At 43.0% G+C, this 26,675-nt stretch carries 23 protein-coding genes and 1 riboswitch; of the genes, 4 read left to right on the top strand and 19 right to left on the bottom strand.

Features of this window, described 5'->3' with window-relative positions; all coding sequences use genetic code 11:
• Window positions 1–64 precede the first annotated feature (64 nt).
• Window positions 65–1,519 (bottom strand): alanine/glycine:cation symporter family protein, encoded by a 1,455-nt coding sequence (locus tag EKC99_RS08425; protein ID WP_009360720.1) that lies wholly within the window; start codon window positions 1,517–1,519, stop codon window positions 65–67.
• A 154-nt stretch (window positions 1,520–1,673) separates the two neighbouring features.
• A riboswitch (purine riboswitch) is annotated at window positions 1,674–1,775 on the top strand.
• 22 nt (window positions 1,776–1,797) lie between these two features.
• Here EKC99_RS08425 and ade point away from each other — a divergent pair.
• Window positions 1,798–3,510, top strand: coding sequence for an adenine deaminase (gene ade / locus EKC99_RS08430; RefSeq protein WP_163151406.1), 1,713 nt, complete (start codon window positions 1,798–1,800; stop codon window positions 3,508–3,510).
• A gap of 69 nt (window positions 3,511–3,579) precedes the next feature.
• Window positions 3,580–4,143: a hypothetical protein gene (locus tag EKC99_RS08435; RefSeq protein ID WP_163151408.1), complete on the top strand. Its 564-nt coding sequence runs from the start codon at window positions 3,580–3,582 to the stop codon at window positions 4,141–4,143.
• 36 nt (window positions 4,144–4,179) lie between these two features.
• On the opposite strand, the gene pruA is transcribed toward EKC99_RS08435, so the two are convergent.
• The 8 genes from pruA to EKC99_RS08475 form a co-directional block, all read right to left on the bottom strand.
• Complete coding sequence (gene pruA, locus EKC99_RS08440; RefSeq protein WP_019418092.1) at window positions 4,180–5,727, bottom strand: L-glutamate gamma-semialdehyde dehydrogenase; 1,548 nt, start codon at window positions 5,725–5,727, stop codon at window positions 4,180–4,182.
• Window positions 5,728–5,813: 86 nt separating this feature from the next.
• Complete coding sequence (locus EKC99_RS08445) at window positions 5,814–6,947, bottom strand: CamS family sex pheromone protein (RefSeq protein ID WP_163151411.1); 1,134 nt, start codon at window positions 6,945–6,947, stop codon at window positions 5,814–5,816.
• Between the two features lie 15 nt (window positions 6,948–6,962).
• A complete protein-coding gene (gene ligA / locus EKC99_RS08450; protein WP_163151413.1) occupies window positions 6,963–8,969 on the bottom strand; it encodes an NAD-dependent DNA ligase LigA in 2,007 nt (668 codons plus the stop codon).
• A 5-nt stretch (window positions 8,970–8,974) separates the two neighbouring features.
• The gene (pcrA, locus tag EKC99_RS08455; protein WP_042536323.1) at window positions 8,975–11,140 is read right to left on the bottom strand and encodes a DNA helicase PcrA; all 2,166 of its coding nucleotides are present in this window, start codon (window positions 11,138–11,140) and stop codon (window positions 8,975–8,977) included.
• 42 nt (window positions 11,141–11,182) lie between these two features.
• Window positions 11,183–11,878, bottom strand: a complete 696-nt coding sequence (pcrB, locus tag EKC99_RS08460) for a heptaprenylglyceryl phosphate synthase (protein WP_042536309.1) — start codon at window positions 11,876–11,878, stop codon at window positions 11,183–11,185.
• Window positions 11,879–11,940: 62 nt separating this feature from the next.
• Complete coding sequence (locus EKC99_RS08465; protein ID WP_006323616.1) at window positions 11,941–12,258, bottom strand: YerC/YecD family TrpR-related protein; 318 nt, start codon at window positions 12,256–12,258, stop codon at window positions 11,941–11,943.
• Between the two features lie 10 nt (window positions 12,259–12,268).
• A complete protein-coding gene (locus EKC99_RS08470) occupies window positions 12,269–13,291 on the bottom strand; it encodes a DUF3048 domain-containing protein (protein WP_163151415.1) in 1,023 nt (340 codons plus the stop codon).
• Window positions 13,292–13,326: 35 nt separating this feature from the next.
• On the bottom strand, window positions 13,327–15,069 hold the full coding sequence (locus EKC99_RS08475) for an adenine deaminase C-terminal domain-containing protein (protein ID WP_163151431.1): 1,743 nt from the start codon (window positions 15,067–15,069) through the stop codon (window positions 13,327–13,329).
• 85 nt (window positions 15,070–15,154) lie between these two features.
• On the opposite strand from EKC99_RS08475, the gene EKC99_RS08480 reads away from it, so the two are divergent.
• Together EKC99_RS08480 and EKC99_RS16050 are read left to right on the top strand one after the other, a co-directional pair.
• Window positions 15,155–15,418, top strand: a complete 264-nt coding sequence (locus EKC99_RS08480; RefSeq protein WP_055441644.1) for a YgaP family membrane protein — start codon at window positions 15,155–15,157, stop codon at window positions 15,416–15,418.
• A gap of 49 nt (window positions 15,419–15,467) precedes the next feature.
• The gene (locus EKC99_RS16050; RefSeq protein WP_342413237.1) at window positions 15,468–15,572 is read left to right on the top strand and encodes an EYxxD motif small membrane protein; all 105 of its coding nucleotides are present in this window, start codon (window positions 15,468–15,470) and stop codon (window positions 15,570–15,572) included.
• Here the strand turns inward: EKC99_RS16050 and purD are convergent.
• The 10 genes from purD to purB form a co-directional block, all read right to left on the bottom strand.
• Window positions 15,535–16,815, bottom strand: coding sequence for a phosphoribosylamine--glycine ligase (gene purD / locus EKC99_RS08485; RefSeq protein WP_055441643.1), 1,281 nt, complete (start codon window positions 16,813–16,815; stop codon window positions 15,535–15,537). The genes EKC99_RS16050 and purD overlap by 38 nt on opposite strands.
• A gap of 15 nt (window positions 16,816–16,830) precedes the next feature.
• Window positions 16,831–18,366 carry a bifunctional phosphoribosylaminoimidazolecarboxamide formyltransferase/IMP cyclohydrolase gene (gene purH / locus EKC99_RS08490; protein WP_163151417.1) on the bottom strand — a complete coding sequence of 512 codons (1,536 nt, stop codon included), beginning with the start codon at window positions 18,364–18,366 and terminating at the stop codon, window positions 16,831–16,833.
• Window positions 18,344–18,946, bottom strand: a complete 603-nt coding sequence (purN, locus tag EKC99_RS08495) for a phosphoribosylglycinamide formyltransferase (protein ID WP_163151419.1) — start codon at window positions 18,944–18,946, stop codon at window positions 18,344–18,346. Before purN ends, purH begins: the two co-directional genes overlap by 23 nt.
• A complete protein-coding gene (gene purM / locus EKC99_RS08500) occupies window positions 18,943–19,980 on the bottom strand; it encodes a phosphoribosylformylglycinamidine cyclo-ligase (protein WP_055441678.1) in 1,038 nt (345 codons plus the stop codon). The genes purN and purM overlap by 4 nt, the downstream gene beginning before the upstream one ends.
• A complete protein-coding gene (purF, locus tag EKC99_RS08505; RefSeq protein WP_163151421.1) occupies window positions 19,943–21,370 on the bottom strand; it encodes an amidophosphoribosyltransferase in 1,428 nt (475 codons plus the stop codon). The genes purM and purF overlap by 38 nt, the downstream gene beginning before the upstream one ends.
• Window positions 21,346–23,568, bottom strand: coding sequence for a phosphoribosylformylglycinamidine synthase subunit PurL (gene purL, locus EKC99_RS08510; protein ID WP_055441639.1), 2,223 nt, complete (start codon window positions 23,566–23,568; stop codon window positions 21,346–21,348). The genes purF and purL overlap by 25 nt, the downstream gene beginning before the upstream one ends.
• Window positions 23,552–24,238 carry a phosphoribosylformylglycinamidine synthase subunit PurQ gene (gene purQ, locus EKC99_RS08515; protein ID WP_055441638.1) on the bottom strand — a complete coding sequence of 229 codons (687 nt, stop codon included), beginning with the start codon at window positions 24,236–24,238 and terminating at the stop codon, window positions 23,552–23,554. The genes purL and purQ overlap by 17 nt, the downstream gene beginning before the upstream one ends.
• Window positions 24,235–24,489, bottom strand: a complete 255-nt coding sequence (purS, locus tag EKC99_RS08520; protein WP_055441637.1) for a phosphoribosylformylglycinamidine synthase subunit PurS — start codon at window positions 24,487–24,489, stop codon at window positions 24,235–24,237. Before purS ends, purQ begins: the two co-directional genes overlap by 4 nt.
• Window positions 24,477–25,199, bottom strand: a complete 723-nt coding sequence (gene purC, locus EKC99_RS08525) for a phosphoribosylaminoimidazolesuccinocarboxamide synthase (RefSeq protein WP_055441636.1) — start codon at window positions 25,197–25,199, stop codon at window positions 24,477–24,479. The genes purS and purC overlap by 13 nt, the downstream gene beginning before the upstream one ends.
• A gap of 66 nt (window positions 25,200–25,265) precedes the next feature.
• The gene (gene purB / locus EKC99_RS08530) at window positions 25,266–26,561 is read right to left on the bottom strand and encodes an adenylosuccinate lyase (RefSeq protein WP_163151423.1); all 1,296 of its coding nucleotides are present in this window, start codon (window positions 26,559–26,561) and stop codon (window positions 25,266–25,268) included.
• Window positions 26,562–26,675 lie beyond the last annotated feature (114 nt).

The raw sequence follows: 26,675 nt of genomic DNA on the forward strand, positions 1-26,675 counted from the left end.
ACTCATAAATTTTGTTTACTCATAAATAAACAAAAAAATGAGATGCCCGATTGGACATCTCTCGTTATGACACGCGTTCTTCATCTCGTTTAAAATCATTGACCCAATAGTCCGCGTTTTTAATGCCTAGTTTTGTTGGATCAAACACAGGATCAAGTCCTTGTTCTTTTTGTTCTTCATAATCTTTTAATGCTTGTAACGCCGGTTTTGCCAAAATTAAAATGGCGATTAAGTTTAGCCAAACCATGATACCAAGACCGACATCACCGAGCGCCCATGCTAAGTCTGCTGTTTTTACCGCCCCGTAAAATGTTGCGATTAAAAGCATTATTTTTAATCCCGTCATTAACCACGTTCCATTTTTCCCACGCATTAAATAAGCGACATTCGTCTCGGCAATGTAATAATACGCCATGATCGTTGTAAATGCGAAGAAAAATAACGCAATCGCAACAAAAGCGGCTCCAAAGCCAGGGAAGATCGTTTCAATCGCAGCTTGTGTATAACCTGGGCCAGGGTTTACCCCTTTTAAGTTTTCAACAATAAATCCACCGCTTGGATTCGCTGTGTTATACATTCCCGTAAATAAAATCATAAACGCTGTAGCTGAACAAACGAGCAGTGTATCGATATATACAGAAAACGCTTGAACGAGCCCTTGTTTCGCTGGATGGGATACTTCAGCAGCGGCCGCTGCATGTGCCCCAGTTCCTTGTCCAGCTTCATTTGAATAAATGCCCCGTTTTACTCCCCATGAAATCGCCATGCCTAAAATACCGCCGAATGCGGAGTCAAACCCTAATGCACTCTTTACAATTAGTGCAAATACCGCTGGCAGCTGTGTAATATTTGCTGCCATAATGATGAGCGCAAGTAAAATGTACGCAAGCGCCATAAAAGGAACGACATATTGCGCTACGGTTGCAATTCGCTTCACCCCACCAAAAATAATGGCACCAAGCAACGCAACAAGCAAAACACCTGTCCATGTCGGACTTAAGCCGAAAGCGTTATTCAATCCCGTCGCGATAGAGTTCGATTGAATGCCCGGCATTAACAATCCAACTGCAATAATTGACGAAATCGCAAATAGCACTGCATACCATTTCCAACCGATCCCCTTTTCGATGTAATACGCAGGGCCACCCCGATATTGTCCATCTTGCTTTACTTTATAAATTTGTGCTAACGTTGACTCAATAAATGCACTTGACGCACCAATAAATGCAATCATCCACATCCAAAATACAGCACCTGGTCCACCAAAAGCGATCGCTGTCGCTGTTCCAGCGATATTTCCTGTTCCTACCCGACCGGAAAGAGCGATCGATAATGCTTGGAACGAAGAAACACCTGCATCGGAGCTTTTCCCTTGAAACATGAGTTTAATCATGTCTTTAAAATGGCGCACTTGTAAAAAGCGGGTAATAATCGAAAATAAAAGACCAACACCAAGACAAAAATAAATCATGACCGGACTCCATAATAATTCATTTAGAAAACCGACAATATTCTCCAAAACATTCATCTCCTTTCTTAAATAAAAGTATTTTACTTTTCAAACTTATTAGAATTATATAACAAAACATTTTTACGAAACAATATCATTTTTTATCGTTTATTCGACATAAATCAAGCATTGACGAAAAAAAAAGTGTCAGTGTAGAATGAAAAAAATTTTCAAAAAAACAACTCGTATAATTTCGGAAATATGGTCCGAAAGTTTCTACCAAACGACCGGAAATCGTTTGACTACGAGGGTCGCTCCTCGTATCGAGTTGGAGAGGAGGAACATCAATGAAACAACTTGCTGTAGCTTCAAAAAAACAATTAGCCGATGTTGTCGTCAAAAACGGAAAAATTATTAACGTCTTTACACACGAAATCGTGCAAGCGGATATGGCGATTGCCGATGGAAAAATTGTCGGTATCGGTGCATATGATGGGCACACCGTCATTGACGCCAAAGGGAAATACGTCTGCCCTGGGCTAATTGACGGACACGTTCACATTGAATCATCCATGGTTACACCGAGCGAATTTGCTCGCGTCGTCGTTCCACACGGCGTCACAACTGTCATTACCGATCCGCACGAAATTGCGAACGTCGCGGGGACAAAAGGCATTGAATTTATGCTAAACGATTCGAACAACATTCCCCTTGATGTATATGTGATGTTGCCGTCGTGCGTACCTGCAACCGATTTTGAACACGCTGGTGCAACGCTTCATGCCGAACAGTTAACACCGTTTTTTTCTCATCCGCGCGTGCTCGGGCTTGCGGAAGTGATGGACTATCCGTCGCTTTTGCAAGGAAAACAACATATGCTCGCTAAACTAACCGCTGCCACAGAAGCAAATAAACTCATCGACGGTCATTTAGCTGGTCTTAATGAAACAGCTGTGAACGTGTACCGAAGCGCCAATGTTCATACCGATCACGAGTGTGTCACAGTAGACGAAGCGCTCGCTCGCGTGCGACGTGGCATGTACGTTTTAATTCGGGAAGGATCCGTTGCAAAAGATTTACACAAACTACTCCCGGCAGTCAATACGTATAACGCGCGCCGCTTTTTATTTTGTACAGACGATAAACATATTGACGAACTTGTCACCGAAGGGAGTATCGATCATCATATTCGCCTAGCGATTCAAGCTGGTATAGAGCCGATAACAGCGATTCAAATGGCGACATTAAACGCCGCAGAATGTTATCGCCTATATACGAAAGGAGCGATCGCTCCTGGGTATGATGCCGACTTTTTGCTTGTGGATGATTTACAGTCGTTTTCGATTACGCATGTCTTTAAAAAAGGGACGCTCGTTGCTGAAAACGGACGCGCTACCTTTTCCGTGACAAAAGCAAATTCGGTCGACAAAATAATTATACAGTCCGTCCATGCAAAAAAAGTAACAAAAGAAGATATACAAATTCCATTTACGCGTGGAAATCGTGCAAATGTCATTCAAATTATTCCAAATCATTTGCATACAAAACATCTCATCACAGAAGTGCATGTTGAAAACGGCGCCTTTCAGCCGTCGCTCGAGCAAGATTTACTAAAACTTGTTGTTGTCGAACGCCACCGTGGTCTTGGAGCCGGTGTTGGCATCGTCAACGGATTCCAATTAAAAAAAGGGGCAATCGCCTCATCCATTGCGCATGATTCACATCACATCATCGCTACCGGAACAAATGATGACGACATCATTACTGCAATTGAACATATACAAAATATAAACGGCGGGCTTGTCGTCGTCGTAAACGGACACGTTTTAGCAGACTTGCCGCTTGAAATCGGTGGGCTGATGACAGCGAAAAGTTACGAGCAGGTGTTAGAACGGTTACGAACAATTCACAACGCCTTGACAGCGATTGGGGCAGCAACCGACTTTAACCCATTCATTACACTCGCCTTTTTAGCTTTGCCGGTCATTCCAGAACTCAAATTAACCGACCAAGGCTTATTTGACGTCTCATCATTTCAATTTATTGATGTGGAGGTATAGAGGGATTTTTTATCCCTCTTTTTGTCGAATGATGTTATAATATGGTTGTATATAAAAGGAGGTGAGAACATGAGTGCACAAGTGTTGGAGAAAATTTTAGCCATCGTCACAGACATTCAAAAAGAATTACAAGACATTCGAGAAGAGCAACGAGCTATTCGAGAAGAACAAATGGCTATTCGAGAAGAACAAATGGCTATTCGAGAAGAACAAATGGCTATTCGAGAAGAGCAAATGGCTATTCGAGAAGAGCAAAAAACGTTCCGTGAAGAAATAAACTCTTTGCGGGAAGAGATGAATGCATTCCGTAAAGAGCAGCAGTTTATTCGCGAAGAGCAACAAGCATTAAAAAATGGACAAAAAGAGCTTTACGATCTTATGAATGCTCTTCTCCATCGTCAAGAGGAAACTGACGCAAAGCTTGAAGCTTTAACGATGGACGTGCATCATATGCGCGGTGAAATGACAGCAATGAAGCAAGAAATCCACGCACTAAACGAAAAAATTGACTCCCACTACGAACAATTCAACGAGCGTCTTAACAACCTCCAACTTGACGTCGATTTCACCGTCCACAAAACAACGATGACTGAGCGAGAACTTTTCAAAATGAGAAATCGGTTGTTTTCATAAAAAACCCTCGCCGAGTAAACGGCGAGGGTTTTTCTGTTAAAACATTTCTGATACTGTTTTTGCTTGCATATGGAGAAGTAAGTAGTCTGGGCCACCTGCTTTCGAGTCTGTACCAGACATGTTGAATCCACCAAACGGATGGTAGCCGACGATCGCTCCTGTGCAACCGCGGTTGAAGTAAAGGTTGCCAACATGGAACTCCTCACGCGCTTTTTCTAAATGGAAGCGGTTGTTTGAAATGACCGCACCTGTTAAGCCGTATTCTGTGTTGTTTGCAATGTCAAGCGCCTGATCGAAGTCTTTTGCTTTCGTAAACGCAACGACTGGTCCGAAAATTTCTTCTTGCATAATGCGCGCTTTCGGATCGACATCTGCAAACACCGTTGGCTGAATGAAGAAGCCTTTCGAGTCGTCTCCTTCGCCGCCTGTCATAAGCTTGCCTTCTTGTTTACCAATTTCGATATATTCCATAATTTTGTTATATGCCGATTGATCGATAACCGGTCCCATAAACGTGCTTTGTTCTTCTGGGTTGCCGACTTTTAGTTGCTTTGTTAACTCGACAACGCGGTTTAATACTTGATCGTATACGTCTTCAAGCACAACAACGCGCGAGCATGCTGAACATTTTTGGCCTGAGAAACCGAATGCCGATGCCACAATTGATTGTGCAGCTAATTCAAGGTCTGCTTCTTTATCAACAACAATCGTGTCTTTTCCACCCATTTCAGCAATGACGCGCTTGAGCCAAATTTGTCCTGGATGCACTTTAGCGGCGCGCTCATAAATGCGAATGCCAACATCGCGCGAACCTGTGAAGCTAATAAAACGTGTGCGCGGATGGTCGACTAAATAATCGCCTACTTCCGCACCGCTTCCCGGAATGTAGTTTAATACGCCTGCTGGAAGGCCTGCTTCTTCTAACACTTCTACGAACTTATAAGCAACGACTGGTGTGGCACTTGCTGGCTTTAAAAGCACCGTATTTCCTGTCACAAGCGCTGCAACTGTCGTTCCCGCCATAATTGCAAATGGGAAGTTCCACGGCGAAATGACAACGCCAACGCCAAGCGGAATGTAAAAGAAACGGTTTGTTTCTCCCGGACGACTTTCGACAGGAATGCCGTCTTTTAATTTCAACATTTGGCGAGCATAATATTCCATAAAGTCAATCGCTTCAGCAGTATCTGCATCTGCTTCTTTCCACGGTTTTCCTGCTTCTTTCACAAGCAATGCGGAAAACTCATGTTTGCGACGGCGCACAATCGCTGCCGCACGGAACAAAATATCTGCGCGCATTTCTGGCTTCGTTTTGCTCCACCATGTAAATGCCGCATCGGCTGTTTGCATCGCTTTTTCTGCTAAATCTTTATTCGCTTTCGCTACGCGACCGACAACTTCTGTTTTATTCGCTGGATTAATGGAAACAATCTTATCTTCCGTCATGATTCGTTCTCCGCCAATGACAAGCGGATAATCTTGACCGAGATAAGCTTGTACCGTCTTCAATCCTTCTTCAAACGCTTTTTTGTTTGCTTCGATTGTAAAGTCTGTAAATGGTTCATGTTTGTAAGGTTGTACCATATGTAAGCCCCCTTTGTTGAAATTACAAAAGCGTTTTCATACACACAATTTCATTCTAACGGATGGAGCATACATATTCAAATTTTTTATGGTTGGTAGATGTGAACAAACGGTTCATTTTTGTCTGGGCTTTTTATAATGATACTTTCCGGTCCGCGCACCGAAGAAATGTAAACGGAAATCGGCATATAATCAGGCATTTTTTCCATGAGAAGACCTGTGACGTATTGCGTAAATCCAATAACTTCTGTTTTTCCGTAAAACTGCATAACAATGTCGATTGTCAATTGTTGTAGTTGGTCATCACGGTAAAATGCCCTACCGATCACCCCTGTGTAATTCGGAAAAAATTCTTCAATATCGGATTTCAAATTTAAAAACTTGACTAAATCATCGCGATGGTTTTTTTCCGCTTCATCCGATGGAAACACGTAATATTCTTCATTTATTTTTTCCCAATCTTGAATGGCGTTACTTCCTTTATCAACATAACCAACCGCAAAAAAGTGCCCTGGAACAATGGACGACTTCGGTTGTTGTTCAAATAAGCCAACAACAATCGGTACTTCTCTTAATCCATCGATTTGACGTAAACGAGAAACGATTTCTTCTGCTGCTTTTTTCCCTTCCTTCTCCATATCGCTTTTTGAAATTTTTACTTCGCGCGGATACCCTTCTTCTGTTTCATAGTAATGGACGGAATTCATCGCAAGCCCGATGACGACTCCACCTAATTGCACTTTATCGTTCCCTGTTTTTATTAAGTAGTTGTGCTCTAAAATATGTGAAATGTAGAGTGGATGTTTTTTATTTTTTTCTTCATTTGTCCCTTCATTTCCGAGCGCAGGATTCAACCCTTCGCCATTTCCTTGTTTTCGCTTAAGCCACGACTCAATCGTTTTTCGATCTAAATATTGTCCTTGTTGAAATAAATATTGTGACGGAGAAAACTTGTCTTGCGCAATGCGCATTAAACCGAGTTCAAATTCATCCATATCTAATCGTGTATTCACATTTTCAACGACAAGTCCCCGCGCCTCTCCGGGTTGAAACGGTAAAATTGTGCGATAATACGAGTTAGAAATGTTGTACTTTGGAATAATCGCCTTTTGTTTTTTATTATCTGTTTCTTGCACAACTTGCTCTTCTTGATTAAATTTTGGCGCGCATGCTGACAAAGTAAGAAGCGTACAAGTGAGCAATATCATCAGCCTTTTCATCGTTCACACCTGCTTTTATTGTTGTATTTCTTGAAGAAAACGCGCTTCATCCCAAATTGTAATGCCAAGCTGTTTCGCTTTTTCTAATTTTGATCCAGCATCTTCACCTACAACGACAACGTCTGTTTTTTTACTGACACTTCCTGTCACTTTTCCACCTAGTGCTTCAATTTTTTCTTTTGCTTCGCTCCGCGACATCGATTGTAACGTGCCTGTTAAAACAAACGTCTTCCCAGCAAACGTTGAGCTTATGTCCGCTGTCCGTTTCACACCTTTATATGTCATATTGACACCATACGCCCGCAAGCGTTCAAGCAACTGCTTTACTTCTTCTTTTGAAAAATACGTCACAATCGATTCCGCCATTTTCTCACCAATTTCATGAATGGCTGTTAGTTCTTCTTTCGTCGCTTGTTGAAGACGTTCCATCGTTTCAAAATGTTCCGCTAACGTTTTTGCCGCTTTTGCGCCAACGTGGCGAATACCGAGCCCGAACAATAAGCGCTCCAGTGAATTTTGTTTCGATGTTTCAATCGCTTGCAGTAAGTTTGTTGCTGATTTTTCTCCCATTCGTTCTAACGCGACAAGTTTGTCTTTCGTTAACGTATACAAATCTGCCACACTACGAACGAGACCGTGTTCAAATAGTTGAGCGATCACTTTTTCGCCTAATCCGTCAATATTCATCGCTTGGCGTGAAACGAAATGAGTAAGTCCCTCTCGAATTTGTGCCGAACATTGCGGATTGACGCAACGAAGCGCGACTTCATCATCGAGACGAACGAGTTCGCTCGCGCATGCTGGGCAATGCGTCGGCATATCGAACGGCTTCTCTTGTCCTGTTCGCCGCTCTGGCAATGAACGCACAACCTCTGGAATAATATCGCCCGCTTTTTTAATGACGACGTAATCGCCAAGACGAATATCTTTTTCACGAATGTAGTCTTCATTATGGAGCGATGCACGCTGTACAATCGTACCTGCCACACGCACAGGCTGTAAAATAGCTGTTGGAGTGACCACACCTGTTCGACCGACACTTAGCTCAATATCAACAAGTTGTGTCACAACTTCTTCAGCCGGAAATTTATAAGCAATGGCCCAGCGTGGACTTTTCGCTGTCGCTCCTAGTTGCTTTTGTTGCGCAAACGCATCTACTTTAATGACGATTCCATCAATATCATACGGCAATGACGCGCGTCGCTCATGCCACTGTTCAATGTAAGAAAGTACATCATCTATCGTTTCGCATACTTGCCGAGCCGGATTTGTTTTAAATCCGAGCTCGTCTAAATAATTAAGCGACTCACTATGAGAAACGAATCCGAGCTCTTCTGCATTGACGACATGATATACAAATATATCTAACTGACGGGACGCGACGACTTTTGGATCAAGTTGACGAAGCGAGCCAGCTGCCGCGTTGCGCGGATTAGCAAACAATTCTTCTCCGTTCATTTTGCGCTTTTCATTTAGCTTTTCAAACGATTTTCGCGGCATATACGCTTCTCCACGCACTTCAATCGACACTTGTTTACGCAATCGAAGCGGCAATGAGCGAATCGTTTTTAAATTTTCTGTAATATCCTCTCCAGTCGTTCCATCTCCGCGTGTCGCTCCTTGTACGAAATAGCCATTTTCATAACGGAGCGATACGGCTAAACCGTCAATTTTCAATTCACATACGTAACGGACGTCACCAACTTCTTGGCGCACACGGCGGTCAAAATCTCGTAAATCCCCTTCATGAAAAGCGTTGCTTAAACTAAGCATCGGCACGCGGTGAAGCACCTTTGCAAACGCTTCTAACGGCGCTCCGCCAACGCGTTGCGACGGAGAATCCGGTGTTTTATATTTTGGATATTGTTCCTCTAACTCCATCAATTTTCTCATTAATTCATCGTACTCGGCATCAGAAATAGAAGGTTTGTCTAATACGTAATATTCATAGTTATATTTCTCAATTTGTTGGCGCAATTCGGCAATTTGCTTTTCAACGTCGTGTTGTGCCACGTTCTTCATCCTCTCTACACTTTCGTAATCGGAGCAAATTTCGCCAATAGTCGTTTAATGCCAATTGGGCTTGAAAAAGCGACATCTAGCTCTTGATCACCATCGCTTTCTTTTACGCGCACAATTGTCCCAATGCCCCACACTTTATGGCTCACCTTATCTCCTACGCGCCATCCTCCTTGCAACATGGTAGATGGACGTTGAGATGTCGCCTGTTGTTTCACTCGTTTATGTGCATATTCAATGAGCTCTTCAGGAATTTCATCAATAAAACGAGATGGGGCGTTAACATGCGTTTGCCCGAATAACGTACGCATATGCGCACGCGTTAAAAAAAGTTCTTCTTCCGCACGCGTAATGCCAACATACGCTAAACGTCGTTCCTCTTCCATTTCATCTTCATCGTTTAATGAGCGGTTATGCGGGAAGATCCCTTCTTCGAGTCCGACTAAAAAGACGACAGGAAACTCTAATCCTTTTGCAGAATGAAGTGTCATTAAAACAACCGCATCGTTTGTTTGCCCTTCATTATCATTATCAAGCTGATCGATATCCGCAACAAGCGCTAAGTCCGTTAAGAAGGCAACGAGCGACTTATCTTCGTTTACTTGTTCAAAATGTTGAGTAACTGATAAAAACTCGTCAATGTTTTCAAGTCGACTGTGTGCCTCTAACGTTTTTTCTTCACGAAGCATATCGCGATAACCTGAACGGTCGAGCACATCTTCGACAAGCTCCGTGACGGATAAATAGTGTTGCATTTGGCTCCAATGATGAATTTGTTCGCGAAATTGCACGAGCGGTGCAGCGATGCGAGCGCTAATTCCCATTTCTTCAATAGAACCGAGCGCATCAAACATCGATATTCCTCGGCTAGAAGCATATGCTGCAATTTTATCAATTGTTGATGCCCCAATGCCGCGTTTTGGAACGTTAATAATGCGTGTAAAACTAATGTCATCATTCGGATTCGCAATTAAGCGTAAATAAGCTAAAATATCTTTAATTTCTTTTCGGTCATAGAATTTTAAACCGCCAACAATTTTATATGGGATATTCGCCTTTAATAACATTTCTTCAAGCACGCGCGATTGCGCATTCGTTCGATATAAAACAGCAAAATCTTTATACGCTCGTTTTCCTGCATCGACATATTCTTTAATTTTTCCAACGACAAATTGCGCTTCATCTACTTCCGTCATCGCCTCATAATACACAAGTGCATGTCCCTCGCTATTCTCCGTCCAAAGCTTTTTCGGTTTTCGTTGCGTGTTATGCTCAATAACTGCATTGGCTGCTTGTAAAATACGTTTCGTCGAGCGGTAATTTTGCTCAAGCAAAATGACTTTGGCGTTCGGATAATCTTTTTCAAACGATAAAATGTTGCTAATATCGGCACCGCGCCAACGATAAATCGATTGATCAGAATCGCCGACCACACATAAGTTTTGAAATCGTTTCGCAAGCATGTTCACGAGCAAATATTGCGAGCGGTTCGTATCTTGATATTCATCGACATGAATGTACTGAAACTTTCGTTGATAATATTCCAACACTTCCGGAACACGTTGAAATAGTTGAATCGTCGTCATAATTAAGTCATCGAAATCAAGGGCATGATTGCGCAACAATCGCTTTTGATATTCTTTATACACATCCGCGACAAGCTTCTCATATGGACTTGCCGCTTGGTCGGCATATTTTTCTGGCGTCATCAATTCGTTTTTCGCGCTGCTAATTGTACCTAAAAGCGCACGTGGATCATATTTTTTTGGATCAATATTGCGATCTTTTAAAATATGTTTTAACACGGATAATTGATCGGTTGGATCCAGAATGGAAAAATTAGCATGAATGCCGATCCGATCGATGTCGCGTCGCAAAATGCGAACGCACATCGAGTGAAACGTAGAAATCCATATATCTTCCGCTTGCTTTCCAACGATTCGTTCTACACGTTCTTTCATTTCACGCGCTGCTTTGTTTGTAAATGTAATCGCTAAAATGTTCCATGGAGCAACATCTTTCTCCGCCATTAAATAAGCGATGCGATGCGTTAACACGCGCGTCTTTCCACTTCCTGCCCCCGCCATAATTAAAAGCGGACCTTCCGTCGTTTTCACAGCCTCTTTTTGTTTTTCATTTAATCCTTCCAACAGCATATGTGCTGACATACTCATTTTTTCACCACCAAAACATATGTTCTCTTTTTTATTCTCCATTTATGCCGATTTTCCTTTTACCGCTTCGACTGTTTGTAACGCCATTTGTAAATTTGTATAAATCGCATTTCCTACAACGACCGTGTCGGCCCACATCGCCATCTCTTTCGCTTGTTCAGGTGTATGAATGCCACCGCCATAAAACAAACGTGTGCGTTCTAGCGTCCGTTTCACTTTCTCTACAAGCGCCACATCTCCGTATCGCCCGCTATATTCCATGTAAAAAATTGGAAAATGGTACATATGTTCCGCCATTCGAGCATACGCAATAACATCTTCTTCTGTTACATTCGTTCGTGCACTCGTTAATGATGCCGCTTTACATTCGTCATTTAAAATACAATACCCTTCAACAAACAGTTCTTCCCAATTAATTAAGTCACCAAACTGTTTGACCGCTTCGTGATGCAAATCAATTAACCAAGTCAGATCACGGCTATTTAGCACCATTGGAATGAAATAATAGTCAAACCCAGGTGTAATCGCCTCAATATTTGATACTTCTAATGCACATGGAACGGAAAAACGGCGCACGCGCGCAAGCAAATCGATGACGTTTTCAAGGGTCACACCGTCTGTTCCGCCAACAATGATCGCATCCGTTCCTGATTCGCATACTTGTTCTAATTGTTCATCTGTTATCTCTTTATTCGGATCTAATTTAAACACATGGCGCCATGTTGTTATCTCATTCATGTTTTTTCACCTCATCTCATTATAACAAAAATCATAACAAAAAATCGTAAAAAGAAGCTGACTCATTGTGAGCCAGCCTCCTCTTGTTGTTCATTATAAATGCGATCGAGTGCCATCGCATACGCATCATTTCCGTAGTTTAAGCAACGTTTTACGCGCGAAATAGTCGCTGTGCTTGCCCCTGTTTCTGTTTCAATTTTATGATACGTATATCCTTCGCGCAACATGCGAGCTACTTCCAACCGTTGCGCAAGCGCTTGTATTTCATTGACGGTACATAAATCATCGAAAAAACGATAACATTCTTCTAAATCTTTCAATGACAAAATCGCGCGAAATAATTGGTCAAGCTCTCTGCCTCGCAATTTATTAATTTGCATATACGTCCCCCTATTCATATTGTACTTGCTTTAAGTCCGGAACGACTTGAATCCACGTTTTTCCTCGGGTAAATCCGAGCGGAACACCGTCTTTATAAGGAAGGAGGCGTCCGTCAATATTTTTCCACTCCACTTCCTGCACCGTTCCTTCTTGAAATAAATACCCTTTTCCACCTGATGTAAAGTCAATGTCTCTTCGACCATAGTCGTCAATAATTTGATGCATCGCTTCAATGACGAACACATTTTCTACCGCAATCGGTGTATTCGTCTCCCGATCCACTGTCGGCTCTCCACCGCTCGAACGAACATATTTCGTTCCGTCGTACGCATAATGAACGTGAGCATACGATCGTTTAGAGTACACCACATCAATATTCGTCGCTTTTACAGCGTTTGTCAAATCGTTTGTAAAAAAAGGTAACGGTTTGACTTCTTCTTCAAAAACATAGCCGTTTTTTTCGGCACCTTTTTTAATATGTTCAAAGGAAATATACGAGTTGTGTGGTGCCTTTCGTGTATGATCGCGCCAAAATAGTGTTCCATCATAAAATAAACCATTTACGTAATCTGTAGCACCAGACTTTAATAACGTTTGCGCTTCCGGACTCCATCCGTGACATACGTATAACGCATGAAAACCGTTGCTTAGGTGAACAAAATAATCTCTTGCGCTTCGAACAGGCCCGATGGTATCAGGTTGTTCGCTTTGGTAAATCGCTAACAGCCGTGTAATATCTCCTTCTGCAAGCACTTCATACACGATGTCTGCTTTGTGTAACCCCGATTGTGGCCGTGCAGCAGGATAGTTATTGATCATCACTGCCACCGCGCGTTGCATCGTTTTTTCATTTGTTGGCATGCCTGTTAACGGAAACATCCAAGCTATGTCTTTTGTTTTTGGTTCATTTTTTTGTTCAACGGTTGTTGGTGGGGATTCCTTTTCTTTTATGTTTGACTCTATACGTTGACATCCGATGCTCAATAAAAACACCGTCATGATCATCAACAGAAAAAATAGTCGTTGCAACATGAACCCAACCTTTCATCTTCCATCCCTTTTATATTTTAACGCATTATTGTTGGAAAGAGTACTGTTTTATGCATCACATCGTAAATTCCTTTCGGTGTAATGCGAACATAAGGTAAATGTGTTGACGATAAAAAAAGCAGTGTGTAAATTGGATCAACAAACGTATAACCGCGTTCCCGTAACAATTCTCCAAGTTTTTTTTCTTCTTCCATCAGCTCTCTCATTGGTTTCGCTGACATTAATCCACCTAGCGGAAGAGGAATTTCATGAATGACTTCCCCTTGCTCACATAAAACGATACCGCCTCCGATTTGTTTCATCCGTTTAAAGGCAAGCAATAGATCACGCTTACTTTTCCCGATCAAAATAATGTCTCCCGTATTCGAATACGAGCTAACAAGTGCTTGCACATGTGTAGCAAATCCTTTTAATACGGTGTTTACACGCCATTTTCCATTACGATCAATAAGCATTAAAAAGCTTTCGTCGTGATCGACAGATAACTCATCCGATGATGTATCAATCGAAATCGAATATGGCTTAATAATGACCGAGTTTTCCATATACATGCCTAATGGCATCGAAAACTGCAAATCATCCATCTGTAAATCCCAAGACAAAGAAAGCGGTGCAAGACCATGTACGTCCCATTCCATCGTTGAGAAAGCATGAACAGGAACGCCATCACGTTTTACCCATTGTCCGCTTGCTAAAACAGAGATCGGTGTCGGATTGGAAGCATGTTCAAGAATATTAATGTGTGCAATACGCCCTGGTGTAATGCTTCCGTGCAAATGATCGATATTATAATAACGAGCGACGTTCCATGTGGCCATGCTATATGCTTCGATTTCAGGCACTCCTTCTTGCAAGGCGATACGAATCATCTCATCGATCATTCCGTCCTCATAAAAAGCCGGCGTTGAGCCATCTGTCGTAAACATGCAATGATCGTAATGATGAATCCCGCATTGTTTCATCTCTTTAAGCAATGTCGGCAAATCTGGTCGGATGGACGAATGGCGCAATGATACGGTATACCCTTGCATCAAGCGCTTATGTACATCGCTGCCAGTCATCGCTTCATGGTCAGCATCCGCGCCAAACAGTTTCATTTTCGTTAACGTGCGATCTGAAGCTCCCGGAAAATGACCTTCCACTTTTTTACCGAGCTTTTTCGCTTCTTGCATCCAATGAAGAATGAAATCATCCCCTTCTAACAGTTTTGGCCATCCTGTTAGTTCTCCGACCTGCAAAACCGCATCATTTTCAAGCCAACCTTTCATGTTTTTATATGAAAAAAGGTGTTCTTCTCCGTCCATTTCTGTTTGTGGATCAAGTCGGCACCACCAATACATCGTGACAGGTTGTTTTTCCATAGCTACCAAAAAAGAAAACGCTTTCTTTTTTGTCAACTGTAAAAAAAGAAATAAATTATCGTTAATGAGTGTCGTTGTTCCAAATTGAGCTGCATATTCCGCTAACGTCTGGGGATTATATAACTGGAACGGATGAGCATGAGGCTCAATGTAACCAGAAACAAGCGTATGATTCGTACAATCAACGACTTCGCATGAGTCCAGTTGCTTCGGTTTATTCGGACCGACGTATACAATTCGATCATCGCAAATCCATATGTTCCCTTTCACCCATTGACGTATGTATGGGTGTAAATATGTGGCGTTCAGCAGCACTTTCGTTGGCGCTTGTTTTCCATCAACAATCGCAACGTGCCTACGAATTTGTTCGCTTTTCCATCGATACCGTTTTTCAATCATCATCGCTTTCCTCCTAAATCGTACCATCGTATATACACATTTTAACGGATGAAAGCGAAATTCACAAACAAAAAGGAGGAATAACATGAAACAAAACATCGGTATTATTAACGCGATGATTCGCATTACATGCGGGTTTACTATGCTTGCTTGGGCAACAGCCAATCTTTCCCGTAAACCGTGGCGCGAATCGTATATATGGCTCATTATGCTCGCTGCGATGAAAATTGCAGAAGGTATTGTTCGCTTTTGCCCTGTTATGGCGTTGTTTGAACGATATCAATGCCATTGTGAAAAAGATCGTGAACAAGAGAAAGCGATTCCTATTGAACCGGTCAACCCTTCGTAACAATAACCCCCTTGTATTCGTACAAGGGGGTAAAAAGGAGAGAGCACATATGATTGCAGAATATATAACAGATACGTTCTTCGTTCTCATTCTTCTCATTGGCAGTCTCGTTGCCCTTAGTTTTGTATACGTTCGCAAGCGGCGTGCGCGATAGCTTTATGGCCGATATCGTGACGATAAAACAGTTGATCGCATGAAATATGCTGAATTTGTTCATACACAAGACGTTGTGCTTCTTCTAATGTCTTTCCATTAGCAACAACGAGGAGCACTCGTCCTCCATCCGTTACCCACTCACCGTTTACAAACTTTGTGCCGGCGTGGAAAATTTGTGCTTTTTTTATACGTTCTAGCCCGCGAATAACACTGCCTTTTTCATATTGTTCAGGGTACCCTTTCGCCGCTAAAACAACCCCAATCGTTGTTTCGTCACTCCAATGTAACGTAATCGGTTGATCTTCTAATAACGAAACAATCACTTCAACAAGATCGTTTTGTAGCCGTGGTAAAATGACTTGTGCTTCAGGATCGCCAAATCGCGCATTAAATTCAATCACTTTTGGTCCTTCTTCTGTAGCAATTAATCCTGCATATAAAAATCCTGTAAATGAACATCCTTCTTGCTTCAAAGCCATTGCTGTCGGCTTCACAATTGTTTCAACCGCTTCATAAACCGTTTGCTCACTAATTTGCGGAACAGGCGAATACGCGCCCATTCCTCCCGTATTTGGACCTTGATCGCCATCAAATGCTCGCTTATGATCTTGGGCGATAACCATCGGATACACGTGCTCCCCGTGCACGAACGCCATCAACGAAAATTCTTCACCTTGTAAATATTGTTCAATGACAACTTGTGCACCTGCTTCATCAAACTTTTTCGCAACCATCATGTCATGTAACGCGCCAAGCGCCTCTTCCACTGTCATGGCCACCGTGACACCTTTTCCAGCCGCAAGTCCATCCGCTTTAATAACAATCGGTGCACCTTGCTCTCGTACATAACATACAGCGTCATCATAATTTGTAAATGTCGCATAGTTCGCTGTCGGAATGTTATATTTTCTCATAATTTCTTTCGCAAACGCCTTGCTTCCTTCAATGAATGCCGCTTGTTGTTTCGGACCAAAAATACGCAATCCTTCACTTGCAAAACGATCGACAATACCTGCTAACAGTGGAGCTTCCGGACCAACGATTGTTAAATCGATCGCTTCTTTTTTCGCCCACTGAGCTAGCGCTTCAACATCCGTTTCCGAAATCGGAACGCGCGTAGCAATCGAAGCCATTCCGTCGTTTCCCGGCGCGACATATACGCGAGTAACAAGCGAGCTTTGGGCTACTTTCCATACAAGCGCATGTTCTCGACCACCGCGCCCGATAATGAGCACTTTCATCGTCCGTCGCCTCCTTTAATGTTTAAAATGGCGTACTCCTGTAAATACCATCGCAATGCCGTACTCATTTGCTTTTTGAATCGAATCTTCATCGCGAATCGAACCACCCGGTTGAATAATAGCTGTGACTCCCGCTTGGGCAGCCACTTCAACTGTGTCGCTCATCGGGAAAAAGGCGTCAGAGGCTAATACTGCACCGTTGGCATTCCCGCCTGCTTGCTCAATGGCAATTTTCGCTGCTCCCACACGATTCATTTGACCAGCGCCAACACCAATTGTCATCCCATCTTTCGCTAACACAATCGCATTTGATTTCACATGCTTCACAACACGCCAAGCGAACGTTAAATTCGCCCATTCTTCTTCTGTCGGCTGTCTGTCAGTCACAACTTGAATGTTCGCATCATTAATCGTGTATATATCTTCATCTTGAACAAGTAATCCACCGCGCACCGATACGAAAAATGGTTCTTGTTTCCGTTCTGATTGAAAATCAACAGTTAATAGACGAATATTTTTCTTTTTCGTTAAAATCGCAAGTGCTTGTTCTGTGAACGACGGAGCGATAACAATTTCTAAAAAAATGTCATGTAATTTCGCAGCTGTCTGTTCGTCAACCTCGCGATTAAGCGCCACGATGCCGCCAAAAATGGACGTTGGGTCGGCTTCATAAGCTTTTTGAAACGCTTCTGCAATCGTTTCACCGACACCCACTCCGCACGGATTCATATGCTTCACTGCTACCGCTGCTGGCTCAGTAAATTCCGCAACAATTTGCAACGCTGCATTGGCATCATTAATGTTGTTATATGACAGTTCTTTTCCGTGTAGCTGCTTCGCTGCCGCAATAGAAAACGGTGAGCTGAGCGGTCTTTCGTAAAATGCTGCCGTTTGATGTGGATTTTCCCCGTATCGCAACGATTGTTTTTTCACAAAAGTCATCGTCATCGTTTCTGGATATGTTTCTCCGACGACATTTGTCAAATATTGCGCAATCATTGCATCGTACGCTGCGGTATGACGGAACACTTTAGCCGCTAACGCTCGTCTCGTTTCTAACAATACTTCGCCATATTGTTTTAACTGTTCAATGACTACATCATAATCAGCAGGATCGACAACAGCTGTGACGTAAGCATGATTTTTCGCTGCCGCTCTAAGCATTGTCGGACCGCCAATATCAATCTGTTCAATGGCTTCCATCAACGTCACGTTCGGCTTTGCGATCGTTTCTTGAAATGGATATAAATTCACCACAACAAAATCGATCGGCGTGATGTTATGCGCTTGCAGTTGCTGTTGATGTGTTTCGTCATCTCGAACAGCTAACAGACCGCCGTGAATGTTTGGGTGCAATGTTTTGACCCGTCCATCTAAAATTTCTGGGAAGTTTGTGACATCAGAAATGCTTGTCACAGGAATTCCGTGTTCTGCTAATACACGCTTCGTCCCACCTGTCGAAATAATTTCCACTCCAAGCTCAGCTAGTTGCTTGGCGAATGTAACAATTCCTTTTTTATTTGAAACGCTAATAATCGCTCGCTTTTTCATCCTTCGTACTTCCTTTCCCCATCAGCAATTGTTGAATGACTTGTGGATACAACGTATGTTCAATCTCATGAATGCGACGCTCAACACTTTCTAACGGCTCTCCGTCATCAATATATAGTGCCAGTTGCGCAATAATTGGTCCGGTATCCATTCCTTCATCAACGTAATGCACGGTGACCCCCGTCACTTTCACGCCATAACGGTATGCTTGACCAATTGCATCTTTACCCGGAAACGCCGGCAAAAGAGAAGGGTGGATGTTTATAATTTTGTTCGGATATGCCTGTAAAAGCGTCGAACCGATGAGCCGCATATAGCCCGCAAGAACGATCCAGTCAATTTCTTTTTGTTGTAGTTGTTGTAAAATCTCACGTTCAAACTGTTGTTTTGTTTCGTACTGTTTAGGGTTAAAAACAAATACCGGCACGTATTCACGAATGGCTCGTTCAATCACTTTGGCATGCGGTCGATCACATACGAGAAGCGCTACTTCTGCTTGAATATCTCCTTTTTTTACCGCATCGATAATCGCTTGAAAATTCGTTCCGCTTCCCGACGCAAAAATAGCTATTCGCTTCATTCGATTTTTCCCCCAGCAAACGATACACCTGCTCCCTCTTTGATCCGACCGATGATATATACTTTCTCTCCGCACGATTCAAGCAACTGCACAACGTCTGGCACAACATCGCTATCGATAGCTAGCACAAAACCGATTCCCATATTAAAAATATTGAACATTTCCATTCGTTGTAGTTGTCCATGTTGTTGTAAAAAGTTAAAAATCGGCGGAATCGGCCATGAACCGTAGTCTATTTCGGCTTGTAATCCCTTTGGCAACATACGTGGAATGTTTTCGATAAAACCGCCCCCCGTAATATGTGCCATTCCTTTCACACGAAATTGTTTTAATGCCTCAAGTACCGATCGGACGTAAATGCGTGTAGGCGTTAACAACTCCTCGCCAAGCGAGCGAGAAAACGGTTCATATATATGATTTAACTGTAAATGAGCATCTTTTATAATTTTTCTAACAAGCGAATATCCATTACTATGCAAACCACTTGAAGCTAAACCGATTAGCACATCGCCAGGGACAATCGCCTCACCTGTCACAAGCTTTTCTTTTTCTACCACACCAACTGCAAAACCAGCTACATCATATTCATCTTCACCGTACATGCCTGGCATTTCTGCTGTTTCCCCTCCAATGAGCGCACAGCCTGCTTCGATGCAACCATCAGAAATTCCTTTTACAATATGCTCGATTTTTTCAGGTACTGCTTTTCCACAGGCGATGTAGTCAAGGAAAAAAAGCGGCTCTGCCCCTTGTACGACAATATCATTCACACACATCGCTACACAGTCGATTCCGATCGTATCGTGCCGATCTAAAGCGAACGCAAGCATCAATTTCGTACCTACTCCGTCCGTTCCTGATACAAGCACAGGTTGTTTGTACCCGAGCGAAGATAGATCAAACATCCCGCCAAAACCGCCTAAACTTCCTAATGCACCCATTCGGGCTGTTTTTGCGACATGTTTTTTCATCCGCTCTACAGCTTCATAACCAGCTTCAATATTCACACCAGCTTGCTTGTACGCATGTGCCAACGTGCTCCCCTCCTATCTTCGTCGGATATTGTCCTGTAAAACAAGCTAAACATTGCCCACAGTTTGTGGAATCGTTCGGTCTTCCAATCGCTTGCAAAAGCCCTTCTTGGCTTAAAAATGCAAGGGAGTCCGCTTCAATGAGTTGTCGAATTTGTTCGATGGTATGATTAGCTGCAATCAGCTCTTCTTTCGTTGATGTATCAATACCATAAAAACATGGATGCGTAATTGGTGGGGAGCTAATGCGCACATGCACTTCCGTTGCTCCTGCCTCACGAAGCATGCGTACAATACGCTTGCTCGTCGTTCCACGCACAATAGAGTCATCAACCATGACGACTCGTTTCCCTGCTACAACCCCTCGAACAGGCGACAATTTCATTTTTACCCCTTGTTCCCGAAGTGATTGCGACGGTTGAATAAACGTCCGTCCAACATACCGATTTTTAATTAACCCTAACTCGTATGGAATACCTGTTGCTTCCGCATAACCAATGGCTACCGAAATACTTGAATCCGGTACGCCAGTGACGACATCTGCTTCAACAGGTGCTTCAAATGCTAATCGCTTCCCAAGATTTTTTCTCGCGGTATGAATGTTAATGCCATCCACATTACTATCCGGACGAGCGAAATAAATATATTCCATACTGCAAATGGAGCGAGCGACTTTAGGGGCGAAACGTTCAGAACGAACACCTTGCTTATTGATCATAATGAGCTCCCCCGGTTCCACTTCTCGCTCGTATGTGGCACCAATGACATCAAACGCACACGTTTCCGACGCCACAACGTACGCCTCGCCTAAACGTCCAAGCGATAAAGGACGAAAGCCATGTGGATCAAGAGCGATATACATTTCTGTTTCCGTTAAAATTAAAAAGGCAAAAGCGCCACGTAAATGCGTCAACGCTTCTTTAATCCTCTCTTTTAAAATTGGTTCGTCGCTACGCTTAATTAAATGAGCGAGCACTTCTGTATCAGACGTCGTTTGAAAAATACTTCCTTGTTGCTCTAAACGAAAGCGCAACTCATCAGCATTGACTAAATTTCCGTTATGCGCGAGCGCCAAACTACCACCTTGAGAACGGAACAAAAGCGGTTGAACATTCGTATATCCGCCCCCACCAGCAGTAGAGTAACGGACGTGGCCGATCGCAGCCATGCCCGTTAATTGTTCTAGTTCACCGCGACTAAATACTTCTGTGACTAAACCAAGTCCTTTATGAAATTGTAACGTTCCGTTGCCTCCAACAACAATTCCTGCTCCTTCTTGTCCACGATGTTGTAAACTGTGCAATCCGTAATACGTCAACGTTGCTGCTTCCTCATGTCCCCAAATGCCAAAAATCCCGCACTCTTCATTTAATCCTTTGATTTCAGCAAGCATGGAATAGCTCCTTTCCATACATTTCGCATTGTTTCTACTGGAACATGGAGAATGCATGTATCCCCATTTGTCACATGAAGCGTTCCATCGTTTGTCACTTCTCCGATACATACTGCTTGAACAAGCTGTTCAAACGCTTGTTGATGTTCCCTTTTCACAGAGACGACAAAGCGTGATTGCGTTTCGCTAAATAGCTCCGAAACGACATCGCCTTGAATGGTCACATGCGCCCCTAAACCTTGTGCGCTCATTAGACATTCCGCAAGTGCAACCGCTAAGCCTCCTTCTGATACATCGTGTGCTGATGCCACAACCCCAGCTCGAATCGCAGCGAGAAGCTGTTGTTGTCGTTTCGCCTCCACATGTAAATCAATCGTTGGAGCCTTTCCAAAAATGCGACCTGTTAGCCATTTTTGTAACTCACTTCCGCCAAATTCTTGCTTTGCTTCCCCAATGACATAAATGAAGTCACCAGGTTGTTTAAACGATTGTGTTGTCACATGGCTCATATGTTCAACGATGCCAACCATGCCGACAATCGGTGTCGGATAAATGGCTTCGCCGTTCGTTTCATTATAAAGGGATACATTTCCGCTAATAACAGGCGTTTCTAGCACACGACACGCTTCGCTCATTCCTTCTACCGCTTTTTCAAGTTGCCAAAAAATTTCCGGTTTCTCTGGACTGCCAAAGTTTAAACAATCGGTAACAGCAAGTGGCTGGGCACCGGAACAAACGATGTTGCGTGCTGCTTCTGCGATCGCAATTTTCCCACCGACTTCTGGATCTAAATATACGTAACGGGAATTACAATCGGTTGTCATCGCTAGCGCTTTATTTGTGCCACGAATGCGTAAAACAGCTGCATCAGATCCTGGAGCAACAACCGTATTTGTTCGCACCATATAATCGTATTGCTCATACACCCATTCTTTACTTGCGATCGTTGGCTGACTTAATAGTGCAAGTAGTGTTTCTTCGTAATTGTCAACTGTCGGTGTGTATTGTATCGTTTGAAACTCGCGATAATACGCTGGTTCTTGCGAAGGTTTATGATAAACAGGCGCATCTTTGGCAAGCGCATCAACCGGGATTTCAGCAACGACTTCTCCGCGATGATACAACCGCAACATATGATCATCTGTTACACGACCAATCGCTTTCGCCTCAAGTCCGTATTTTGCAAATACATCTGCAATTTCTTGTTCACGACCTTTTTGAACGACAAGAAGCATACGTTCTTGCGATTCAGACAGCATCATTTCATACGGTGTCATTCCCGTTTCACGCTGTGGCACGAGATCTAAATTCAGTTCGATCCCAGAACCTGCTTTGCTCGCCATTTCTGCTGACGAACTTGTTAAGCCAGCAGCTCCCATATCTTGCATCCCAACAAGCGCATCGGAATGAATGACTTCTAAACAAGCTTCAAGGAGCAATTTTTCCATAAATGGATCTCCGACTTGCACAGCTGGACGTTTTTGTTCAGATTGTTCCGTTAATTCCTCCGATGCAAATGTCGCTCCGTGAATTCCGTCACGCCCCGTTTTTGCCCCGACATACATAACCGTATTTCCAACGCCTGATGCGATTCCTTTTTGAATATCTTCATGGCGAATAAGCCCAACGCACATCGCATTTACAAGCGGATTTCCTTCGTATGCCGCATCAAATTGCACTTCACCGCCAACGGTCGGAATGCCGACGCAATTTCCGTATCCAGCAATGCCTGCGACAACGCGCTCAAATAAATATTTCACACGCGGTAACGTTAATTCGCCAAAACGAAGCGAGTTTAATAATGCAATTGGTCGCGCACCCATTGAGAATACATCGCGAATAATTCCCCCAACACCCGTGGCAGCCCCTTGATACGGTTCAATCGCAGACGGGTGGTTATGGCTTTCAATTTTAAACGCTACCGCTAATCCATCCCCGATATCTACAATGCCTGCACCTTCTCCTGGCCCTTGGAGCACATGCTTTCCTTCTGTCGGAAACTTTTTTAATACAGGTTTCGAATTTTTATAGCTGCAATGTTCCGACCACATGACAGAGAAAATGCCCGTTTCTGTATAATTTGGCGAGCGCCCAAGAATACGTTCCACCATCGCAAATTCTTCGTCTGTTAATCCCATTTCACGATATAATTTTTGCTCTTTAATTATTGCTGGACTTGGCTCAAGTAGTAACGACATGCGCGTCCCTCCAATATGTCACAATTGATTGAAATAGTTTTAATCCGTCAGCTCCTCCAAGCAATTCATGAACAGCTCGTTCAGGGTGTGGCATCATCCCGAGCACGTTTCCTTTTTCATTCACGATGCCTGCAATGTTATGCAAACTACCGTTTGGATTTTCTCCCTCGTATCGAAAAACGATTTGGTTATTGGCAATGAGCTGTTGTAACGTTTGTTCATCACAATAATAGTTTCCTTCGCCGTGCGCAATCGGAATCGTAATGATTTCTCCACGTTCGTATTGAGACGTAAACATCGTTTCATTATTTTCAACACGAAGCTTTACCGGGCGGCAAATAAACGTTAACGTATTGTTGCGTCGCATCGCCCCTGGAAGAAGCCCTGCTTCGAGTAAAATTTGAAATCCGTTACATACACCTAAAATCGGCTTTCCGTCATCGGCTGCTTTTTTGATCGCTTTCATCACGTTAGAAAAACGGGCAATCGCTCCAGAGCGTAAATAATCACCATATGAAAAACCGCCCGGTAACAGAATCGCATCAAACTCATCTAAACAATGTGCGTCATGCCAAACGTATTCCACTTCTTCTCCTAATTCATCCGAAATGGCATGATACATGTCGATATCACAGTTTGAACCTGGAAATACAACGACCGCAAATTTCACTGAACGACGACCTCCTCAATCTCATAGCGATAATCTTCAATGACTGTGTTCGCTAACAATTTTTCACACATTTCCTTCACGATTGCATCAATATCGCGGTCGCTTTTTTCCACGATCAACTCCATAAACTTTCCAATCCGTACATCTTGTACTTCACGATAGTTTAAGCTATGCAATGCCCCTTTCACAGCATTGCCTTGTGGGTCTAATACGTTTTCACGCAATGTGACATACACTTTTACTTTGTACATGATAATCCTCCTAATCTTTGTAACAGTTTCGTATATGTTTCTGTTAAGTCGCCTAAATCGCGGCGAAATACATCTTTATCAAATTTCTCTTTCGTGTGTACATCCCATAATCGACACGTATCTGGGGAAATTTCATCCGCTAACAGCACCGCTCCCGTTTCATCTCTTCCAAACTCTAATTTGAAGTCGACAAGCTGTAAGTCACATGAACGAAATAAGGAAATGAAAATGTCGTTCACGCGTAGCGCCATTTGTTTCATATGCAAAAGCTCATCGCAAGAGGCGAGCTGCAACACGGCAATATGATCTTCTGTTAATAGAGGATCGCCTAAGTCATCGTTTTTGTAGTAAAACTCTACAATCGGTTTCTCGAGTGCAGTTCCTTCCTCAAGCCCGATTCGTTTTGCTAGACTACCGGCGACAATATTGCGGACAACAACTTCGAGGGGAATGATCGTCACTTGACGCACAAGCTGTTCGTTGTCAGATATTTTACGAATAAAGTGATTGTTCACACCCGCTTCATGCAGCAAAGAAAATAGTAAACTTGTAATCTCATTATTTAGTCTTCCTTTTCCAGCAATCGTTGCTTTTTTTTCACCGTTAAATGCAGTTGCTTCATCTTTATATTCAATCCATAGTACGCGCTCTTCATTTGTCGCATATACTTTCTTCGCCTTTCCTTCATATAGAAGGTGTTGCTTTTGCATGTTCTCTCCCTCCATTTATCCAGAATATTAGGAATTTTTATTATGTAGGCAAGGCATTGGCCTTACCTACTGCAAACCAAGTCGACAAAAAATCGTATCAACATGTTTTAAATGATAGTTATAATCAAAGCAATCAGCGATTTGCTCTTTTGTTAAACGGCTTGTAATCATTTCGTCCGCTTCAATTAACGAGCGAAACGGCACTTGTTTTTCCCACGCTTCCATCGCTTTCGGCTGTACGAGATCATACGCCTCCTCTCGCGTCATGCCTGTGTCAATAAGCGCAAGTAATACACGTTGCGAATAAATAAGTCCGAGCGTACGATCCATATTTTTCTTCATGTTTTCTGGGAATACAGTCAAGTTTTTCACGATATTTGTAAAGCGGTTGAGCATGTAGTCTAATGCGATCGTTGCATCCGGTAAAATAATGCGCTCCGCTGACGAATGCGAAATGTCGCGCTCATGCCAAAGCGGGACATTTTCATATGCTGTTAACATATAGCCGCGAATGACGCGCGCCATTCCTGTCATATTTTCCGAACCAATCGGGTTGCGTTTATGTGGCATCGCTGATGAACCTTTTTGTCCTTTAGCGAAAAATTCTTCCACTTCACGCGTTTCACTTTTTTGCAGTCCTCGAATCTCAACCGCAAATTTTTCAATCGATGTCGCAATTAAAGCGAGCGTCGCCATATAGTGCGCATGGCGATCACGCTGTAACGTTTGGGTTGAAATAGGCGCAGGCTGCAAACCGAGTTTTTCGCATACGTACTGTTCGACAAACGGGTCAATGTTTGCATACGTACCGACAGCACCAGAAATTTTACCAACGCGCACCGTTTCGGCCGCTTGCTTAAATCGTTCTAAATTGCGCTCCATTTCGGCATACCAGAGCGCCAATTTTAATCCAAATGTCGTCGGCTCGGCATGCACACCGTGCGTTCGCCCCATCATGACCGTATATTTATGTTCGATCGCCTTCTCCTTTAATACCACAATAAAGTTTTCTAAGTCGCGCAATAAAATTTCATTTGCTTGTTTTAATAAGTACGATAATGCTGTATCAACAACATCGGTAGACGTAAGTCCATAATGTACCCATTTTCGTTCTTCTCCTAACGTTTCTGATACCGCACGAGTAAAGGCAACGACATCATGACGCGTCTCTTCTTCAATTTCTTTAATACGCGCAATATCGAATGAAGCATTTTGACGAATTTTTACAACATCTTCTTTCGGGATCACGCCTAACTCAGCCCAAGCTTCACAAGCTAAAATTTCGACTTCCAGCCAAGCACGAAAACGGTTTTCTTCCGTCCAAATCGCACCCATTTCTGGCCTTGTATAACGTTCAATCATACGTTCATCCTCCGATCTGTCCAGGTATTGTCAAAAGTTTTAAAGACATACCCTAAGTTTTTATTGATTTTATGCGGTTTTCGACAAAAAAAGCTTGCCACCCCTGCTGTTTTT

This window comes from Anoxybacillus sp. MB8, assembly GCF_011006755.1.
Lineage (GTDB): Bacteria > Bacillota > Bacilli > Bacillales > Anoxybacillaceae > Anoxybacillus > Anoxybacillus gonensis.

Bases quoted from the DNA above. Each gene is read 5' to 3' on its own strand.
- EKC99_RS08435 (WP_163151408.1), top strand. From the start codon at position 3,580: ATGAGTGCACAAGTGTTGGAGAAAATTTTAGCCATCGTCACAGACATT.
- EKC99_RS08445 (WP_163151411.1), bottom strand. From the start codon at position 6,947: ATGAAAAGGCTGATGATATTGCTCACTTGTACGCTTCTTACTTTGTCA.
- pruA (WP_019418092.1), bottom strand. From the start codon at position 5,727: ATGGTACAACCTTACAAACATGAACCATTTACAGACTTTACAATCGAA.
- purL (WP_055441639.1), bottom strand. From the start codon at position 23,568: ATGTCGTTACTACTTGAGCCAAGTCCAGCAATAATTAAAGAGCAAAAA.
- pcrA (WP_042536323.1), bottom strand. From the start codon at position 11,140: ATGAGTATGTCAGCACATATGCTGTTGGAAGGATTAAATGAAAAACAA.
- EKC99_RS08480 (WP_055441644.1), top strand. From the start codon at position 15,155: ATGAAACAAAACATCGGTATTATTAACGCGATGATTCGCATTACATGC.
- EKC99_RS08475 (WP_163151431.1), bottom strand. From the start codon at position 15,069: ATGATTGAAAAACGGTATCGATGGAAAAGCGAACAAATTCGTAGGCAC.
- purC (WP_055441636.1), bottom strand. From the start codon at position 25,199: ATGCAAAAGCAACACCTTCTATATGAAGGAAAGGCGAAGAAAGTATAT.
- EKC99_RS16050 (WP_342413237.1), top strand. From the start codon at position 15,468: ATGATTGCAGAATATATAACAGATACGTTCTTCGTTCTCATTCTTCTC.
- purN (WP_163151419.1), bottom strand. From the start codon at position 18,946: ATGAAGCGAATAGCTATTTTTGCGTCGGGAAGCGGAACGAATTTTCAA.
- pcrB (WP_042536309.1), bottom strand. From the start codon at position 11,878: ATGAATGAGATAACAACATGGCGCCATGTGTTTAAATTAGATCCGAAT.
- ade (WP_163151406.1), top strand. From the start codon at position 1,798: ATGAAACAACTTGCTGTAGCTTCAAAAAAACAATTAGCCGATGTTGTC.
- EKC99_RS08470 (WP_163151415.1), bottom strand. From the start codon at position 13,291: ATGTTGCAACGACTATTTTTTCTGTTGATGATCATGACGGTGTTTTTA.
- purB (WP_163151423.1), bottom strand. From the start codon at position 26,561: ATGATTGAACGTTATACAAGGCCAGAAATGGGTGCGATTTGGACGGAA.
- ligA (WP_163151413.1), bottom strand. From the start codon at position 8,969: ATGAAGAACGTGGCACAACACGACGTTGAAAAGCAAATTGCCGAATTG.
- purH (WP_163151417.1), bottom strand. From the start codon at position 18,366: ATGAAAAAGCGAGCGATTATTAGCGTTTCAAATAAAAAAGGAATTGTT.
- purF (WP_163151421.1), bottom strand. From the start codon at position 21,370: ATGCTTGCTGAAATCAAAGGATTAAATGAAGAGTGCGGGATTTTTGGC.
- purS (WP_055441637.1), bottom strand. From the start codon at position 24,489: ATGTACAAAGTAAAAGTGTATGTCACATTGCGTGAAAACGTATTAGAC.
- purD (WP_055441643.1), bottom strand. From the start codon at position 16,815: ATGAAAGTGCTCATTATCGGGCGCGGTGGTCGAGAACATGCGCTTGTA.
- EKC99_RS08465 (WP_006323616.1), bottom strand. From the start codon at position 12,258: ATGCAAATTAATAAATTGCGAGGCAGAGAGCTTGACCAATTATTTCGC.